Source organism: Hydrogenophilus thermoluteolus, assembly GCF_003574215.1.
GTDB lineage: Bacteria > Pseudomonadota > Gammaproteobacteria > Burkholderiales > Rhodocyclaceae > Hydrogenophilus > Hydrogenophilus thermoluteolus.
Window position 1 is genome coordinate 236,040 of sequence record NZ_AP018558.1, and the last position, 14,827, is coordinate 250,866.

Genomic DNA, 14,827 nt, shown 5'->3' on the forward strand with positions numbered 1-14,827 from the left:
CTCAGACGTCGTCGGCAAGCGTTTCCGGTGCCGCCGCGCGTCCTTTCGCCTTTTGCGGCGGTTGTGGTTCGGGATCCGGCAAACGGATTTGGTGCTCGGTACTGTATTGATAGTCTTTGAAAACGTGCTCGGCGGTGAGGAGTTGATAGGTGCCGTCCGGGTAGCGGCGGGTGGTGTCCTTGAGGCGGTAGACGTAATGACCGCACGTCCATACTTTGAAGTTGCGCATGTGGGTGCACAGGCACGTCTTGTCCCAGACGTGGAGCTTATCTCCCGGTGGCGTGGTTTCCACGGCGCGGTTGTACGCGTCGATATAGGCGCAATGGCCGTTCGCGTCGAGCAGGTAGCCGTACGATTCGCAGTTGGGGCGAATGCCGCTGCCGATCGCGGGGCTCGATTTGAGCATCCGCATCGGGTATCCGGTGGGCGAGATCGTATTGACCACGACGTCTTCTTCGTTGGCTTTGAAGTATTCTTGTTTGACGTCGTCGGGAAGACCGCACTCTTTGGTGACGGTGAACCGGGTTGCGACTTGCACCGCAGCGGCGCCCATTTCCAAGTATTCGACCGCGTCGGTGCCCGTGAAGATGCCGCCAGCGGGGATCACCGGGATCGAGAGGTGGTTTTCGGCCAGGTAGCGCAACACTTCGGCGGTGATCGTCTTGAGGTCGTACTGGGCCCAATCGAGGCCGAAACCGAGGTGACCGCCCGCCAGAGGCCCTTCGACGACGACATAGTCGGGAAGCCGCCCGGTGCGGCTGTTTTTCTTGAGAAAGAGCGCGAGGGCCCGTACCGAGGAGACGATGATCCCGAGCTTGGCGTCGCGAAAACGGGGATGGTCTTCGATGAGCGCAAAACTTCCGAGATGCAGCCCGGCGGAGAGGGTGATCCCGTCGATTCCGGCGTCGAGCGCTGCTTCGAGCCGCACCTTGAGCGTCTCTTTCGGCGCGCCCATGGTGAGTTTTTCCATGCAGTTGATGAACACCATCCCCGCACCCGTTTTGCGCGCCATCGTCTTTTCGACGTGGAGTTTCTGCGCTTCGCGCACCATCCCCAGGTCGAATTTCACCACCGATTTGTCGCTGTTTTTGACGTTGTATTTGTACTTTTTGAGCTTTGCTTTGGTGAATTCGGTTTCGTAACGGCGGTCGGTGACCGTGGGTACCATCGCGTCGGAGATATGGCCGATGCCGCCGAGCCGGGCGACTTCGAGCGCAAGATCGGTGTTGGAGATGTCTACCCCCATGCCGCCCAGCATGAGCGGCACCACTTCCGGGCCATGGTCACCGAACCGCAGGCGGAAGTCGTCGAGTGCGCGTCGTGTGGTCATGCTCTGTGCTGCTCCCTTGGTGTTGGCTCGTCGTGTCGGTTCAGTTTACCGCTTCCAGCCGCTTTTGAGGGCAACCGTTCGGTTGAATACCGGTGCATCCGGACGGTGGTCGAAGCGATCCGTGACAAAGTAGCCGTGCCGTTCGAATTGAAAACGTGTCTCCGGTGGTGCCGCCGCGGCTTGCGGTTCGACGAAGACCGTGACGGTGGTCAAAGCGTTGGGATTGAGGTCGTCGAGAAACGAACGGGGGGTGCCGTCTGGCCCCGGCGCGCCGGGTATCGGTTGGGTGAAGAGCCGGTCGTAGAGGCGCGCCTCTGCCGCCACCGCGTGCTTCGCGCAGAGCCAGTGGATCGCCCCTTTGGGTTTGTACGCGTCGGCGCCCGGCGTGCCGCTCTTGGAATCGGGGTAGTATTCGGCAAAGACGCGGGTCACGCGGCCGTTCGCGTCTTTTTCGCAGCCCGTGCAGCGGATCACGAAGCCGTAGCGGAGCCGCACTTCGGCCCCCGGAGAGAGCCGTTTGAACCCTTTTACGGGCACTTCCATGAAGTCACTGCGTTCGATCCACAGCCGCTGGGTGAATGGTAACGGGCGGGTCCCCCACTCCGGTTTTTGGGGATGGTTTGGGGCAACACACCATTCGACCGCTTCAGGCGGGAAATTGGTGAGCACGAGCTCGAGCGGTTCGAGGATTGCGATGCGGCGGGGTGCGATCTCGTTCAACGCGTCGCGCTGCGCCTCTTCAAAGACTGCGTAGTCGATCCAACTCTCTGCTTTGGCGATGCCGGTGCGCTCGACGAAGAGGCGAAAGCCTTCCGGGCAATAGCCGCGGCGTCGCGCACCGGCAAGCGTCGGCATCCGCGGGTCGTCCCAGCCGGTCACGACGCCTTGCGCGACGAGTTCGATCAGTTTGCGTTTCGAAAGGACCGTGTATTCGAGGTTGAGGCGGGCAAACTCGATCTGCCGCGGTAACGGCCGCGAAAAGAGGCCGGCGTCGGCAAGCGCTTCGAGGAGCCACTCGTAGAAAGGGCGCTGGTCTTCGAATTCGAGCGTGCAGAGCGAATGGGTGACGCCTTCGATCGCGTCTTCGATCGGGTGGGCGAACGTGTACGTGGGATAGATACACCACGCGGTACCGGTGCGATAGTGGGGGACGTGGCGGATGCGGTAGATCACCGGGTCGCGCAAGTTGAGGTTGGGGTGGGCCATGTCGATTTTCGCGCGCACTACATGCGCACCGTTCGGGAATTCGCCCGCGCGCATCCGGCGAAAGAGCGCAAGACTCTCTTCACGCGGACGGTTGCGAAAAGGGCTTTCTTGGCCCGGTTCGGTGAGTGTGCCGCGCTGCGCACGAATCGCTTCCGCGCTTTGCGAATCGACGTACGCAAGCCCGCGTTCGATCAGCACCTCGGCGCAGCGGTACATCGTTTCGAAAGTGTCGGAGGCGTAATAGCGGTGCTCGCCCCAATCGTAACCGAGCCACGCCACTGCCTCTTCGATCGAACGGGCAAACGCTTCGCTCTCTTTTTCCGGGTTGGTGTCGTCGAACCGCAGATGGCAACGGCCACCGAACGCTTTGGCCATTTCGAAGTTGAGGATGATCGATTTGGCGTGACCCAAATGGAGATAGCCGTTCGGTTCCGGTGGAAAACGGGTGACGACCGTTTGGTAGCGCCCTGCGGCCAAATCGGCTTCGATTTCGTTGCGGATGAAGTTACTGGGAAGCGTTGCGTCCATGGGATCTGCAGCGTGGCCTCGATCTTGCTATTCTACACCGCGTGGGCGCCCGAAAGGCCGAGCGCGACGCGCCACAGCGCGGTTTTTTCGGCGACGGTGCGGGTGGCGTGTGCCGGTGACGTCGAGGGCGCCGGACATACCTGGAGCCGCGAACGAAGCGCAAGCGGGAGGGCGCGCCAGACATGCCGACGAAAGAGTCGTTCCGCGGTGGTGCCGTTGGTGACGATGCGGGTGATCGTGGGCGTGGCGACCAGTAACCCCACGATGTCGTTGGGTACGACGCTTGGCCCGACGATCGCATCGTCGCGGCTGCCGGGACGGTGGCACGAGGCGATCACGTCCCAGAGTGCGATGCCGCACGCGGTCAAGGCGCGGGTGCGTTCCGGGTAGGGCAGTGTCGCGTCGAAGCCCAGGAGCATTCCCATGATCGGCCAAAACGCATTGCGCGGGTGGGCGTAATACTGCTGGGCAGCGAGCGACGCGACACTGGGGAACGACCCCAACACCAAGGTATGGGGCGATTCCCCGAGGAGCGGAGGAAATCCACGCGGAGTTGCCGGTTGCTCGGTCATGACAAATGAGGCGGCGGTGGAACGAAAGACAAAAGACGAAATATACCGTTCAATTGCTCTACAATCGCCCGCCAGGACGCATGATTGACCCGGGTGATGGACGAACGAACGAACGATCTCGATCGGATTCTTGCCCGCGACCGGGGGCGCGTGATTGCGCTTGCCCGGCGGTTGCAGCGGGCGCGCGACCCCGAAGTGCGGGCGCGGTTGCAAGAAGAGCGTGCGCAGATCATCGCGGCCTCCCATGCGGCATGGCAGGCGCGTTTGGCGGCGCGCCCCGAGGTGACTTATCCCCCGGAACTACCGGTCAGCCAGAAAGCGGATGCGATCGCGGCGGCGATTCGTGCCCACCGGGTGGTGATCGTCTGCGGCGAGACCGGTTCCGGAAAAACCACGCAGTTGCCCAAGATCTGCTTGGCGGCGGGACGTGGGATCAGTGGTCAGATCGCCCATACGCAGCCGCGGCGGATCGCCGCGCGCGCGACTGCAGCGCGCATCGCCGAAGAGTTGGGTGAGTCGCTCGGGCGCAGCGTTGGGTTTCGGGTGCGTTTTCACGACGTCGCGAGTCCGCACGGCTACATCACGTTGATGACCGACGGGATTTTGTTGGCGGAGACGCAGCGCGACCCGTGGCTTTCCGCGTACGACACCATCATCATCGACGAAGCCCACGAACGCAGCCTCAACATCGATTTTTTGCTGGGTTATTTGCATCGGCTGCTGGCGCGTCGCCCCGACCTCAAGGTGATCGTCACCAGTGCGACGCTGGACGCGGCGCGGTTTGCGCGCCATTTCGAAACGGTCGCCGGCGCTGTGCCGATCATCGAAGTGAGCGGCCGCCTCTACCCTGTCGCGGTGCGTTATCGTCCCATCGACGCGCTCGAAGAGAGCGAAGAACCGCTCTATGACGGCATCGTGGCGTGCGTGGCCGAGGCGTGGCAGGAAGGCCCTGGGGATATCCTGGTGTTTCTGCCTGGAGAGCGGGAAATTCGCGAGGCCCGCGCCGCGCTCGAAGCCGCGCACGCAACGATCAAACGCGAATTCGAGATCATTCCGCTCTTTGCCCGACAGTCGCCAACCGAACAGGCGCGGGTCTTTGCACGAAGCAAGCGCGCGCGCATCGTTCTGGCGACGAACGTCGCGGAGACTTCGCTCACCGTTCCCAATATCCGCTACGTGATCGATTCGGGGTTGGCGCGGATTCATCGCTACAACCCGCGCACGCGGGTGGCGCAACTCAAAATCGAACCGATCAGTCAAGCCGCTGCGCAGCAGCGCGCTGGCCGTTGTGGCCGCGTGATGGACGGGGTCTGCTTTCGCCTCTATAGCGAAAGCGATTTCGCTGCCCGAGCGCCGCATACCGACCCGGAGATCTTGCGCACCTCGCTTTCGGCGGTGGTGCTTCGGATGGCGGCGTTGCGCCTTGGGGAGGTCGATGATTTCCCGTTCCTCGATCCGCCGCCCTATCGCGCGGTGCAAGGGGCTTACCAAGAACTGATCGAACTCGGGGCGCTCGACGCGCAAACCCGCAAACTGACGCCAACGGGGACGCTGCTGGCGAAGTTACCGATCGACCCCCATCTGGCGCGGCTGCTCGTCGCGGGACATGAACTGGGGTGCCTCAAGGAGATGCGGATCCTTGCCGCGGCGCTTTCGGTTCCCGACCCCAGAGTGCGACCCGGCGACCGTGAGGCGCAAGCCGACCCGATGCACGCGCGGTTTCGCGGCAGTGACCGCGACGCCAAATCGGAATTTTGCTGGTACCTCAACCTCTGGTCGGCTTGGCAGGAGGTGATTCGCCACGAAAGCGGCAACAAACAGCGCCAGTGGGCGCAGCGCCACTTTCTGTCGTGGCTGCGCTTGCGCGAATGGCGCGAGGTGGAAGGACAACTGCACGCGCTCACCGGTGCGATGGGGTGGCGCGACAACGAACAACCCGCCACATACGAGGTGATCCATACTGCGCTCCTTACTGCGTTGCCGCACGGGGTCGGGCAGAAAGCGCGCGACGACAAACCCGAACTGCGTGGCAGCTATTTGGGGGCGAAAGGGGTTCGCTTCTGGCTCCATCCGCAAAGCGGTCCGCTGCGGCGCGCGCAACCGGCGTGGGTCTTGGCCGCCGAACGGGTCGAGACGACGAAACCCTACGCGCGGACCGTCGCCGCGATCGACCCGCGCTGGATCGAACGCGCAGTGCCGCACTTGATCGTGCGGGAAGTGGGTGAACCCCATTGGAACGGCCGTGCCGGCGAGGTGCGCGGACTGGAAAAGGGGACGCTCTTTGGCCTCACGGTCTATAGTGGCCGACCGGTTTCGTACCGCCACGTCGATCCCGCGCTTTGCCGTACGCTCTTTATTCGTGAAGGGCTGGTGGCTGGGAACCTGCCGCCGCAGCGCATCGCGCGGATGCCGTTTTTGCAGCACAATCTGGCGCTTGTTGCCGAACTGCGCGAACTCGAACAGCGGTTACGCCGACCCGATCTCGTCGATGAGGGGTGGCTCGAAGCGTTTTACGCAAGCAAAATTCCCGAAGACGTGGTCGATCTGGCCAGTTTCGAAGCGTGGCGACGCAACGCCGAGCGTGGTGATCCGAAATTACTCTTTCTGACACGGGAGATGCTCCTTTCCCGAGAAGCCGAAGGGGTGGTGAGCGAGCGTTTCCCGGCCACGTTCGATCTCTTCGGCCAGCCGCTGCCGCTTCGCTACGTTCATGATCCCGCGGCGCGCGACGACGGCGTGACGCTCACCGTCCCGGTGGCACTCTTGAACCAAATTCCAGCGGCGCGCTGTGAGTGGCTCGTGCCCGGAATGCTCGAAGAGAAGGTATTGCTGCTCATCAAGAGTTTGCCCAACAAACAGAAGCACCGCTTGCAACCGCACGCTGAGAGCGTGCAAGCGTTCCTTGCCGATTGCGCGGCGCACCCCGAATGGCGCAAGGAGTCGCTCACCGAGGTCCTGGCCCGTTGGGTGCAGGCGCGCACCGAAGTGGCGACGCTGCCAGCGCACTTTCGGCTCGAGACGCTGCCTGCCCACTGCTTCATGAATTTCCGCGTCGTCGATGCCCATGGCCGCGTCTTACGCGAAAGTCGTCAGTTGGACGCGCTCAAGCAAGCGCTTGGGCAAAAGGCGCGCGGGGCGTTTGCGGCGCTTGCCGAAGCGTGGCGGGCGCACGGCCGGAACGGCGCTGCGTCTGCAGGTACGGACGAAAACGCATCAGCCGGGTCTAAGACGGGGGGCGAACCCACGGACGCGCCCGACGCCAAGGGGCGCGCCAACCAGGGCGCGCGACGCGACGGCGGCGCTTCGGAGCCAAGAGAGACCCGCAGTACCGCGCCACTCCCCGAAGGCCCCGCGACCGAATGGATCTGGCCGGAGCTTCCGGAAATCGCCGAGGCGGTGGTCGCCGGGGTGGCGACCATCGGATTCCCGGCGCTCGACGACGCGGGCAGTAGCGGGGCGCGCCTCAAGCTTTTCGATACCGAAACGGCTGCCGCTGCCGCGCACCGTCGTGGGGTGCTGCGGTTGCTGCGCTTTGCCCTCAAAGAGGCGGTGCGCTCGGTCACCCGCAGCGACGCGTTCAAACGGCTGTCGATGGTCTGGTTGGCGCGCGAACGCCCTGAGGCGCTCGAAGAGACTGTGATCGAGGCGGCATTGCAAGAGGTGTGCCTGGCAGAACCGTTGCCGCGAACGCGCGCGGCATTCGACGAACGTGTCCAACAAGGGCGGGAGAAGTTCCTGTTGGTTGCCGACGCGATGATGCGCGCTGCGCTTGGCTGGTTCGAGCAGATCGCCGCGATCGAAAAACGGCTGGAGCGGATCGAGCGCGTTCACCCGGAGGTGGTCGCGGATATTCGGGCGCAGCTGGCAGCGCTCACCCCACCGGGGTTTTTGGCGCGCACCCCGTGGGCCCGGTTGCAGCACTACACGCGCTATCTCAAAGCGATTGTCGTTCGGCTCGACAAATTGGAAAAAGACCCGGCGCGTGACCGCAGGTGGCTGGCCGAATGGCAGCGTGCCGCGCTTCCGTGGCAAAAAGTGACGGCGAAGGCGCGTGGCGCGTGGCCTTCTTTTTGGACCGAATATCGCTGGTTGCTCGAAGAATTGCGTGTCGGGCTCTTTGCGTCCGAACTCAAAACGCCGATGCCGGTGAGCATCAAGCGGCTGGAGCGATTGTGGGCGCAGCAGGGGCATGGGTGATCGCTCTTGGTGACCATGCAATGGGTGGTCGCTATAATGGTTCCTTGATCAGGAGGGCGATCGTCATCTGTGGAAGGAGTGCATCATGGAGCGTTTACTCCGACGTCGCGTGGTGGGTATTGCAGCGGCGGCTTTGACCGGTCTGAGCTTCCCGGCATGGTCCGACGAACCGCTGACCGTTCGTGTTGCTCGGCTGTCACTCGGTACGGCAACACGCATTGCGACTGCGGCATTGCACCATTGCCGTGCGCAAGGGATTCAGGTGGGCGTCACGGTGGTCGATCGCAACGGCATCGTGCAGGTGGCGTTGCGTGACACACTGGCGCCGCCGATCACTTTGGAGATCAGCCGCGGCAAGGCCTATGCGGCAGCGATGTTCGGCGTACCGACCTCTGCGCTCAACGATCGGGCCAATACCCCCATTGGCCGTGTTCCCGGTGTCGTGATGTCGGCAGGAGCGTTGCCGGTGGAAGCTGGTGGGGTTTTTTACGGTGCGGTAGGCGTTTCGGGCGCGCCGAGTGGCACCACCGATGAGGCGTGTGCACAGGCGGGTATCGACGCCGTCCAGGCCGATCTGGAAATGAGCGATTGACGCGAAAGCGTGTCGGCACGCGTGGTGCGGCGCTGCTACCGCGAATGGTTCGTTTCGGGCGCTATCGTGAAGCGATTCGCTGCAGCGCCCACTTGATGGCTTCCGAGAGGGTCAGATCCGACGGCAGTTCGGCAACGAGCGGCGCGATCTGCGCCTCGCTGTAACCGAGCGCGACGAGCGCCGCGGCAACGTCGCGCGCGAGTTGCCACCGCGTCTCAGCGTCGCGTCCGTTGGGCGGGGGTGTCTCTGGCGTAGGCGCTTCCCCCTTGACGTCCCCTTTCTGTGCGCGGGTCTTCGCGGTGGTGGAGGTCGGTGGGGCAGACGCGGCATCGCCACCGAAGGGCAGAAGCGCCAGTTTGTCCTTGAGTTCCAGCAAGAGCCGTTCGGCGGTCTTTTTGCCGATGCCCGGAATCTTCACGAGCCGCGCACTCTGTTGTTCCGCCACCGCCCCTTTGAGTTCGCTCAAGGTGAGGTGCGAGAGCAGCGCAAGCGCGATCCGTGGTCCGACGCCGTTGATCCGGATCAGCAAACGAAACGCATCGCGTTCGGCGCGGGTAGCAAAACCGAAGAGTTGCTGTTCGTCGTCACGCACCACGTGGTGGGTGACAAGTCGCACGGTTTCGCCAGTAGCGGGCAGGGTGTAGAAGGTGCTCATCGGCACCCACACCTCGAAACCGACGCCGCCGGGGGTTTCGATGAGGACGGTTGGTGGGGTTTTCTCCCGCAACGTACCGGTCAGCGTCGCGATCATCGCAACGCGTCTCCGATGAGGGTCACCGCAAGCAGCAGCCCGTAGCCGTGTGCGGCTTGCAGCGTCGCGACGATCGCGGATCGCAGCGGCGAAAAGTCGGTCGTCTCGTTCCAGAGCGGCTGTTCGCGCACGAACGCGAACAGGATTCGGGTGGCGCAAAGCGCAGGAAGGAGCGCAGCAAGGGCGAAGAGTCCAAGCCACGGCAACAGCCCTGCGGCGGTGAGGAACAGGTGCAGCGCAAGCGCCCCCACCACGAGTAGCGGATAGCCCCAAGCGGCGTGGGCACCGAAGCGAACTGGCACGGTCCGTTTGTTGCCCGCCGCATCGGCGGGGGCGTCGGGGAATTGGTTGATATAGAGAATGTTCGCGACCAGTAGGCCGAAGGGGAGTCCCACCGCTACTGAAGCAAAGAGCGCCGTCTTAGTGAAAGCAGGCGTCAGCGGCGCGCCGATCACGGTGGCCGAGCCCGCCACCACCAGCGACCAGGCCACGGCGATCGCGATTTCGCCCATGCCGCGCGCAGAGAGCCGCAACGGCGGCGCCGAGTAGGCCCAGCCAACGAAGAGGCCGACCAGCCCGATACCGGCGAGCGCCACCGCGCGCATCGGTGCCACGGTGGCAAGCCACAAGGTGAGCGCGCATCCGCCGAGCGCGGTGATGAGAAAGAGCGCGACCGCAAAACGCACCAATTCCGTGCGGGTGAGCACCCCGTTTTGCAAAAAGCGGCTGCCGCCGGTGAAGGGGTAGAGGCGGGTGCGGTTGCAGCGATCTGTCGCCTCGTCACATGCGTCGTTGATCACGTTCGCGGCGGCGTGGGCGGTGAGCGCCAAAAGGAGCGTAAGGAGGAATAGCCCCACGGTGATCCCGATCTCTGCCGAGCCAAGCGGCGCCGCGTCTGTGGCAGCACCGTGCGCCGCGTGCCACATGGCGTAGGCACTACCCAACAAGACACCGATTGCGGTGATGGTGAAAAAGGCCGGGCGCGTCGCCAGAAAGTAGGTCTTGGCGAGCGAAGCACGCCAGCTTGGGTGCGGTTCTGCCGCATCGAGTTCGAGCGAACGGGTCATAGCGGTTGACCTTTGGTTTCCAAACGGCGGTTAGCGTACCACGATGTCGTAGTGTTCGGGGGGGTAGTCCGCTTCGCCGCGCAACGCGATCGGTTTGCCCAGAAATTCGCTGGCCATCGCAAGCGCCTGCGCGTGCTCCTCTTCGAAAAGGCGCACGACGGCGGGGGCCGCGAGGATCAGAAACTCCTGGACATGGGGAAACTGCCGCGCTTCGCGCACCAGTTCGCGCAGGATTTCGAAACAGACCGTTTCGGCGGTCTTGACGAAACCGCGCCCCGCACAGGTCGGGCACGGTTCGCAGAGTTGTTGCGACAGCGATTCGCGGGTGCGTTTGCGGGTGAGTTCGACGAGCCCCAGTTGCGTAAAGCCGCTTACGGTCGTTTTGGTGGGGTCGCGCGCGAGCGCCTTCTGGAACGCTTCCAGAACGCGTTCGCGGTGTTCGGGAAGCGTCATGTCGATGAAGTCGACCAAAATGATGCCACCCAGGTTACGGAGGCGCAGTTGGCGCGCGATCGTTTGCGCCGCTTCCAGATTGGTTTTGAGGATCGTCTCGTCGAAACTCTTCGCGCCGACGAACGCGCCGGTATTGACGTCGATCGTGGTGAGCGCTTCGGTCTGGTCGAAAATGAGATAGCCGCCCGATTTGAGCTCGACCCGTCGCGCCAACGCCCGCTCGATCTCCTCTTCGACGTGGCAGCGGGCAAAAAGAGGGCGTTCGCCGCGGTAGAGTTCGATGAGTGGCAATACGTGCGGCGCGTAGCGTTGCGCGAACGCGATCATGCGCTGCGCGTTTTCACGGGAGTCGACCTGGATCCGGACGGTGTGGCGGTCGGCGAGATCGCGCACCGCGCGCAACACCAGGTCCAATTCATCATAGAGGAGCGCAGGGGCGCGCACAGCCCCTGCTTTCTGTTGAATCTCTTGCCAAACCTGCTCGAGGTACGCGATATCGGCAGCAAGCTGCTCGTCGCTTGCTTCGAGCGCGTTGGTGCGGACGATGAAGCCGCCTGACAGGTGACTCGGCCGCAATGCGGTGAGCCGCGCGCGCAACGCTTCCCGGGCGTGTTCGTCTTCGATCTTTTGCGAAATGCCGATCTGGCCGTCGTCGTGCGGAAGATAAACGAGAAAGCGGCCCGCGAGCGAGAGCTGCATCGTGAGCCGCGCCCCTTTGCTGCCGATCGGGTCTTTGACGATTTGAACAGTGATCTCTTCCCCTTCGCGCAACAGCCGCTCGATGCGTGGCATTTCGCCCCGAGTCACTTCGGCACCGCTCGGGAGCAGATCGGTCACGTGCAGGAACGCGGTTCGCTCGAGTCCAACGTCGACGAACGCCGATTGCATCCCCGGCAGGACGCGAACCACTTTGCCGCGGTAGATGTTGCCCACGAGCCCGCGACGGCTGGCCCGTTCGATGTGGAGTTCTTGCACGGTGCCGTTTTCGACGACGGCGATTCGCGTCTCCTGCGGGGTGCAGTTCACCAGCAGCTCACGTTGGAGCTCTGGGGGTTCGATCAGGGTTGGCGGCGTTCCAAGTTGCGTCACGGGTTCAGACGGCATAGCGGCATCCTCATTCGGGAAGGCTCGCAACGCAATGGGGGCCGAGCCCGAAGCGGGCCAAAAGCTCGGCGGTTTCGAAAAGCGGCAGCCCAATGATTCCCGAGGCGCTGCCGCGGATTTCCGGGATGAACGCTGCGGCCGCTCCTTGGTAGGCGTAGGCGCCTGCTTTGTCGAGCGGTTCGCCGCTGGCGACGTACGCGGTGATCCACGCTTGCGGAAGGGGCGCGAAGCGGACGGTGGAGCGCGAGACGGCGTATTCCATGCGGTTGCCGTCGGTGAGCGCCACCGCGGTGATCACGTCGTGGGTGGTGTCGGAGAGCGCACGCAGCATTGCGACGGCGTCGTCGGCATCCTTGGGTTTGCCCAGAATTCTGCCAGCGAGCGCTACTGTGGTGTCCGCCCCCAAAACCACAGCGGCTGGGGCTGACGTCACTTCGCATGGGGCGCTGCGCTGGGACCAGGCGTCCCAGCCGGCGCGCGCTTTGGCACAGGCAAGGCGAATGGCATACTGTTGCGCCGTTTCGTGCGCAAGCGGCGTCTCGTCGACCCACTCTGCGTTGTTGGTTGTGGGCAACACCGTGAAGGGAACGCGCAGTTGTTCGAGCAGCGCCTGCCGCCGCGGGCTTTGGGACGCAAGGTAGAGGCGCGGTGGGGCATTCATTCCGTTGCTCCTCCGCGGTGATACGGATGGCCCGCGAGCAGGCTCCACGCGCGGTAGAGCGCTTCGGCGACGATCACCCGCACGAGCGCGTGCGGGAGCGTCAACCGAGAGAGTTGCCACAGTTCGTCCGCTTCGCGGCGAAAAGCGTCGGTGAACCCGTCGGGACCGCCGATCACGAACGCAACTGGGCGCGCGGCGTCGCGCCACACCGCCAGTTTCGCGGCAAGCGTTTCGGTAGTCCACGCGGCGCCCCGTTCGTCGAGCGCTACCAACCGACTCCCGGCGGGAATCCGCGCGCGCAGCCGTTCGCACTCGCGGGCTCGGGCGCGTTCGCGTTCCGCAGCACAGTCACTGCTGCGCAGTTCCGCTTTGAGTTCGACAAGTTCGAGCCCCCATGCTGGCGGCAGACGTTTGGCGTAGTCGGCAAAGCCTTCTCGAACCCATTGTGGGGGGCGGTGGCCGATCGTGTACAGGGTGAAAAAGGCCATTTCAGCACATTGCGTTCGCGGTTGCGGGGTCAGCCGGTGGGGATGCGTTCATTCGGTTGCCGACGGATGAGGTTCGCCCAACGCGTTTTGGGGCGGGGTGACGTTCGCAGCAGCCACCCGTGTTGCGGGGGGCATGCCCCACAGCTCTTCGAGGCGGTAGTAACGTCGAACCGCAGGGAGCATCACGTGGATCACCACGGGGCCGAGGTCGACGAGGACCCATTCGCCCCCTTCTTCTCCTTCCACGCCGACGATCGGGGCATGGTGTTTTTTTGCCTCTTCGACGACGTTGCGCGCAAGCGCCTTGACCTGTCGCGTCGAATTGCCCGACGCGATCACCACCCGCTCAAAGAGTGGCGTCACTTGGGTGGTATCGAATGCTTCGATCGCTTCGCCCTTGACCGCTTCGAGGGCGGCGATGGCCAATTGGGTCAATGCGTTGGTGTCCATTGGACGGTCAGACGGCTTCATGATCCTTCCGGTAAAGACGATGGTGTTCAATATACCCGAGAACCGCATCGGGAAGCAAATAGCGGACGCTCTTCCGGGCTGCGATTCGCTCACGAATCGCGGTTGCCGAAATCGCCAGATGGGTGATTGGTAATGCGATCACCCATCCCGCTGGGGGCAGTCGATCGGCGGTCGCGACCGCGTCCGGCGTGCGCCGCGCCGCCCAGAGCGGGCGCAGCGCAGGCGATAAGGTTGCTTCGGAGAGTGTGGTCCCCGGTCGGGTAGCGACCACCAGGTGCGCCAGCGACAACACCACGCGCCAGCGGTGCCAGCGGTCGAGCCCGGCGAACGCGTCGGCGCCGACCAACCAGAAGAGTGGGGTATTTGCACCGATGCGCTGTCGTACCGTTTCCAATGTGACGACGGTGTAGCTCGGTTGGTCGCGCCGCTCGAGTTCGCACCGTTCGAGCCGAAACGCGGGGGCGTTGGCGATCGCACGGGCGACCATCGCCGCGCGATGTTCGGCGCTTGCCACGGGTGGTGCGCGATGAGGCGGGCGCGCGTTGGGAACGAACCACACCGCGTCGAGCCGTAACGCTTCCCGCGCCTCTTCGGCAAGGCGCAGGTGGGCGAAATGGATCGGATCGAACGTTCCGCCGATGAGACCGATCATGGGAGGAACAGTTCGTCCACTTGGCGGTAATAACCGGCAAAGAGTACCGGGACAAAGACGAGCGGCAACAGGAAGAGCGCGACCGTGAAGAGCATCGGATGGACGAGCGAGGCTAGGAGCGCGACGACGACACCCGCGGCAGTGAGAATGAGCGCCATCGCGATCGTCCATGCCAAAAGCGGTGCCCAGTTGCGCAGGCAGGCGTAGAAACTGAAAAAGAGCGCTTTGGGCCACGGGACGTGGTGCCACGCGATGAGCGGCGGGGCAAACCAGTACGCCGCAGTGATCGGTAGCGAAAGCAACAAGAAGATCAAGATCGGCATCGGGTCGAACGCCGTGCCCATCGCCATCGCACCGTCGAGCGCTTCAGGCTGCATGACCATCGGGCGAAAAAGCGCCATTTCGCCCATCGTCAAAGAGAGCACCAAAAGCAGCAACAGATTGGCGATGAAGTTGAGTGCGCCCACCGCCGCGAGCGCTTGCCACGGTCCTTTGAAACCTTCGAAGAGCACTTCCGGCCCGGGGCGGAGACCGCGTTCGGCGGCGCGCATCCCGGCCAATACGCCCATTTGCAGGATCGGCATCGCGACGGCCGCGAGGAATTGACCGAAGAGCGGTACCGCTGAGAGGAGTAAAAGCAGCAGCAGATACCCGAACGAGACGTACGCGGTGAGCGCGGGCGCACGGCGCCACAACCGAAAGGCGTCGCGGGTCCAGCGCCAGCCGTCAGCAAAAGAGAGCGTAGGGGTGCGCAT

Annotated in this window: 13 protein-coding genes; 2 read left to right on the top strand and 11 right to left on the bottom strand. The window is 63.8% G+C overall.

Going from position 1 to position 14,827, the window contains the following annotated elements; all coding sequences use genetic code 11:
- Nucleotide 1: 1 nt before the first annotated feature.
- Genes HPTL_RS01080 through HPTL_RS01090 form a run of 3 tightly spaced genes read right to left on the bottom strand, consistent with a single transcriptional unit; the run spans nt 2 to nt 3,636 of the window.
- Nucleotides 2–1,330: a nitronate monooxygenase gene (locus tag HPTL_RS01080; protein ID WP_119334317.1), complete on the bottom strand. Its 1,329-nt coding sequence runs from the start codon at nt 1,328–1,330 to the stop codon at nt 2–4.
- A 45-nt stretch (nt 1,331–1,375) separates the two neighbouring features.
- Complete coding sequence (locus HPTL_RS01085) at nt 1,376–3,064, bottom strand: glutamine--tRNA ligase/YqeY domain fusion protein (RefSeq protein ID WP_119334318.1); 1,689 nt, start codon at nt 3,062–3,064, stop codon at nt 1,376–1,378.
- A gap of 32 nt (nt 3,065–3,096) precedes the next feature.
- Nucleotides 3,097–3,636 (bottom strand): DNA-deoxyinosine glycosylase, encoded by a 540-nt coding sequence (locus tag HPTL_RS01090; RefSeq protein ID WP_119334319.1) that lies wholly within the window; start codon nt 3,634–3,636, stop codon nt 3,097–3,099.
- A gap of 96 nt (nt 3,637–3,732) precedes the next feature.
- Between HPTL_RS01090 and hrpA the strand changes: the two genes are divergently transcribed.
- Together hrpA and HPTL_RS01100 are read left to right on the top strand one after the other, a co-directional pair.
- On the top strand, nt 3,733–7,833 hold the full coding sequence (gene hrpA / locus HPTL_RS01095; RefSeq protein WP_119334320.1) for an ATP-dependent RNA helicase HrpA: 4,101 nt from the start codon (nt 3,733–3,735) through the stop codon (nt 7,831–7,833).
- 85 nt (nt 7,834–7,918) lie between these two features.
- Nucleotides 7,919–8,425 (top strand): GlcG/HbpS family heme-binding protein, encoded by a 507-nt coding sequence (locus tag HPTL_RS01100; RefSeq protein WP_119334321.1) that lies wholly within the window; start codon nt 7,919–7,921, stop codon nt 8,423–8,425.
- Between the two features lie 61 nt (nt 8,426–8,486).
- Here HPTL_RS01100 and ruvA read toward each other — a convergent pair whose 3' ends face one another.
- The 8 genes from ruvA to HPTL_RS01140 are packed head-to-tail and all read right to left on the bottom strand — an operon-like array spanning nt 8,487 to nt 14,827.
- Complete coding sequence (ruvA, locus tag HPTL_RS01105; RefSeq protein WP_119334322.1) at nt 8,487–9,176, bottom strand: Holliday junction branch migration protein RuvA; 690 nt, start codon at nt 9,174–9,176, stop codon at nt 8,487–8,489.
- Nucleotides 9,173–10,243, bottom strand: coding sequence for a prenyltransferase (locus HPTL_RS01110; RefSeq protein WP_119334323.1), 1,071 nt, complete (start codon nt 10,241–10,243; stop codon nt 9,173–9,175). The genes ruvA and HPTL_RS01110 overlap by 4 nt, the downstream gene beginning before the upstream one ends.
- Nucleotides 10,244–10,273: 30 nt before the next feature.
- Nucleotides 10,274–11,800, bottom strand: a complete 1,527-nt coding sequence (rng, locus tag HPTL_RS01115; RefSeq protein ID WP_119334324.1) for a ribonuclease G — start codon at nt 11,798–11,800, stop codon at nt 10,274–10,276.
- Between the two features lie 10 nt (nt 11,801–11,810).
- Complete coding sequence (locus HPTL_RS01120; protein ID WP_119334325.1) at nt 11,811–12,461, bottom strand: Maf family protein; 651 nt, start codon at nt 12,459–12,461, stop codon at nt 11,811–11,813.
- Nucleotides 12,458–12,949, bottom strand: coding sequence for a 23S rRNA (pseudouridine(1915)-N(3))-methyltransferase RlmH (gene rlmH / locus HPTL_RS01125; RefSeq protein ID WP_119334326.1), 492 nt, complete (start codon nt 12,947–12,949; stop codon nt 12,458–12,460). The genes HPTL_RS01120 and rlmH overlap by 4 nt, the downstream gene beginning before the upstream one ends.
- A gap of 48 nt (nt 12,950–12,997) precedes the next feature.
- Nucleotides 12,998–13,420, bottom strand: coding sequence for a ribosome silencing factor (gene rsfS / locus HPTL_RS01130; protein ID WP_197713726.1), 423 nt, complete (start codon nt 13,418–13,420; stop codon nt 12,998–13,000).
- On the bottom strand, nt 13,407–14,072 hold the full coding sequence (gene nadD / locus HPTL_RS01135; RefSeq protein ID WP_119334328.1) for a nicotinate-nucleotide adenylyltransferase: 666 nt from the start codon (nt 14,070–14,072) through the stop codon (nt 13,407–13,409). The genes rsfS and nadD overlap by 14 nt, the downstream gene beginning before the upstream one ends.
- A complete protein-coding gene (locus tag HPTL_RS01140; RefSeq protein ID WP_119334329.1) occupies nt 14,069–14,827 on the bottom strand; it encodes a BPSS1780 family membrane protein in 759 nt (252 codons plus the stop codon). The genes nadD and HPTL_RS01140 overlap by 4 nt, the downstream gene beginning before the upstream one ends.

Coding starts and splice junctions, on each gene's coding strand:
- HPTL_RS01080 (WP_119334317.1), bottom strand. CDS start 1,330: ATGACCACACGACGCGCACTCGACGACTTCCGCCTGCGGTTCGGTGAC.
- HPTL_RS01085 (WP_119334318.1), bottom strand. CDS start 3,064: ATGGACGCAACGCTTCCCAGTAACTTCATCCGCAACGAAATCGAAGCC.
- HPTL_RS01090 (WP_119334319.1), bottom strand. CDS start 3,636: ATGACCGAGCAACCGGCAACTCCGCGTGGATTTCCTCCGCTCCTCGGG.
- hrpA (WP_119334320.1), top strand. CDS start 3,733: ATGGACGAACGAACGAACGATCTCGATCGGATTCTTGCCCGCGACCGG.
- HPTL_RS01100 (WP_119334321.1), top strand. CDS start 7,919: ATGGAGCGTTTACTCCGACGTCGCGTGGTGGGTATTGCAGCGGCGGCT.
- ruvA (WP_119334322.1), bottom strand. CDS start 9,176: ATGATCGCGACGCTGACCGGTACGTTGCGGGAGAAAACCCCACCAACC.
- HPTL_RS01110 (WP_119334323.1), bottom strand. CDS start 10,243: ATGACCCGTTCGCTCGAACTCGATGCGGCAGAACCGCACCCAAGCTGG.
- rng (WP_119334324.1), bottom strand. CDS start 11,800: ATGCCGTCTGAACCCGTGACGCAACTTGGAACGCCGCCAACCCTGATC.
- HPTL_RS01120 (WP_119334325.1), bottom strand. CDS start 12,461: ATGAATGCCCCACCGCGCCTCTACCTTGCGTCCCAAAGCCCGCGGCGG.
- rlmH (WP_119334326.1), bottom strand. CDS start 12,949: ATGGCCTTTTTCACCCTGTACACGATCGGCCACCGCCCCCCACAATGG.
- rsfS (WP_197713726.1), bottom strand. CDS start 13,420: ATGAAGCCGTCTGACCGTCCAATGGACACCAACGCATTGACCCAATTG.
- nadD (WP_119334328.1), bottom strand. CDS start 14,072: ATGATCGGTCTCATCGGCGGAACGTTCGATCCGATCCATTTCGCCCAC.
- HPTL_RS01140 (WP_119334329.1), bottom strand. CDS start 14,827: ATGCGCACCCCTACGCTCTCTTTTGCTGACGGCTGGCGCTGGACCCGC.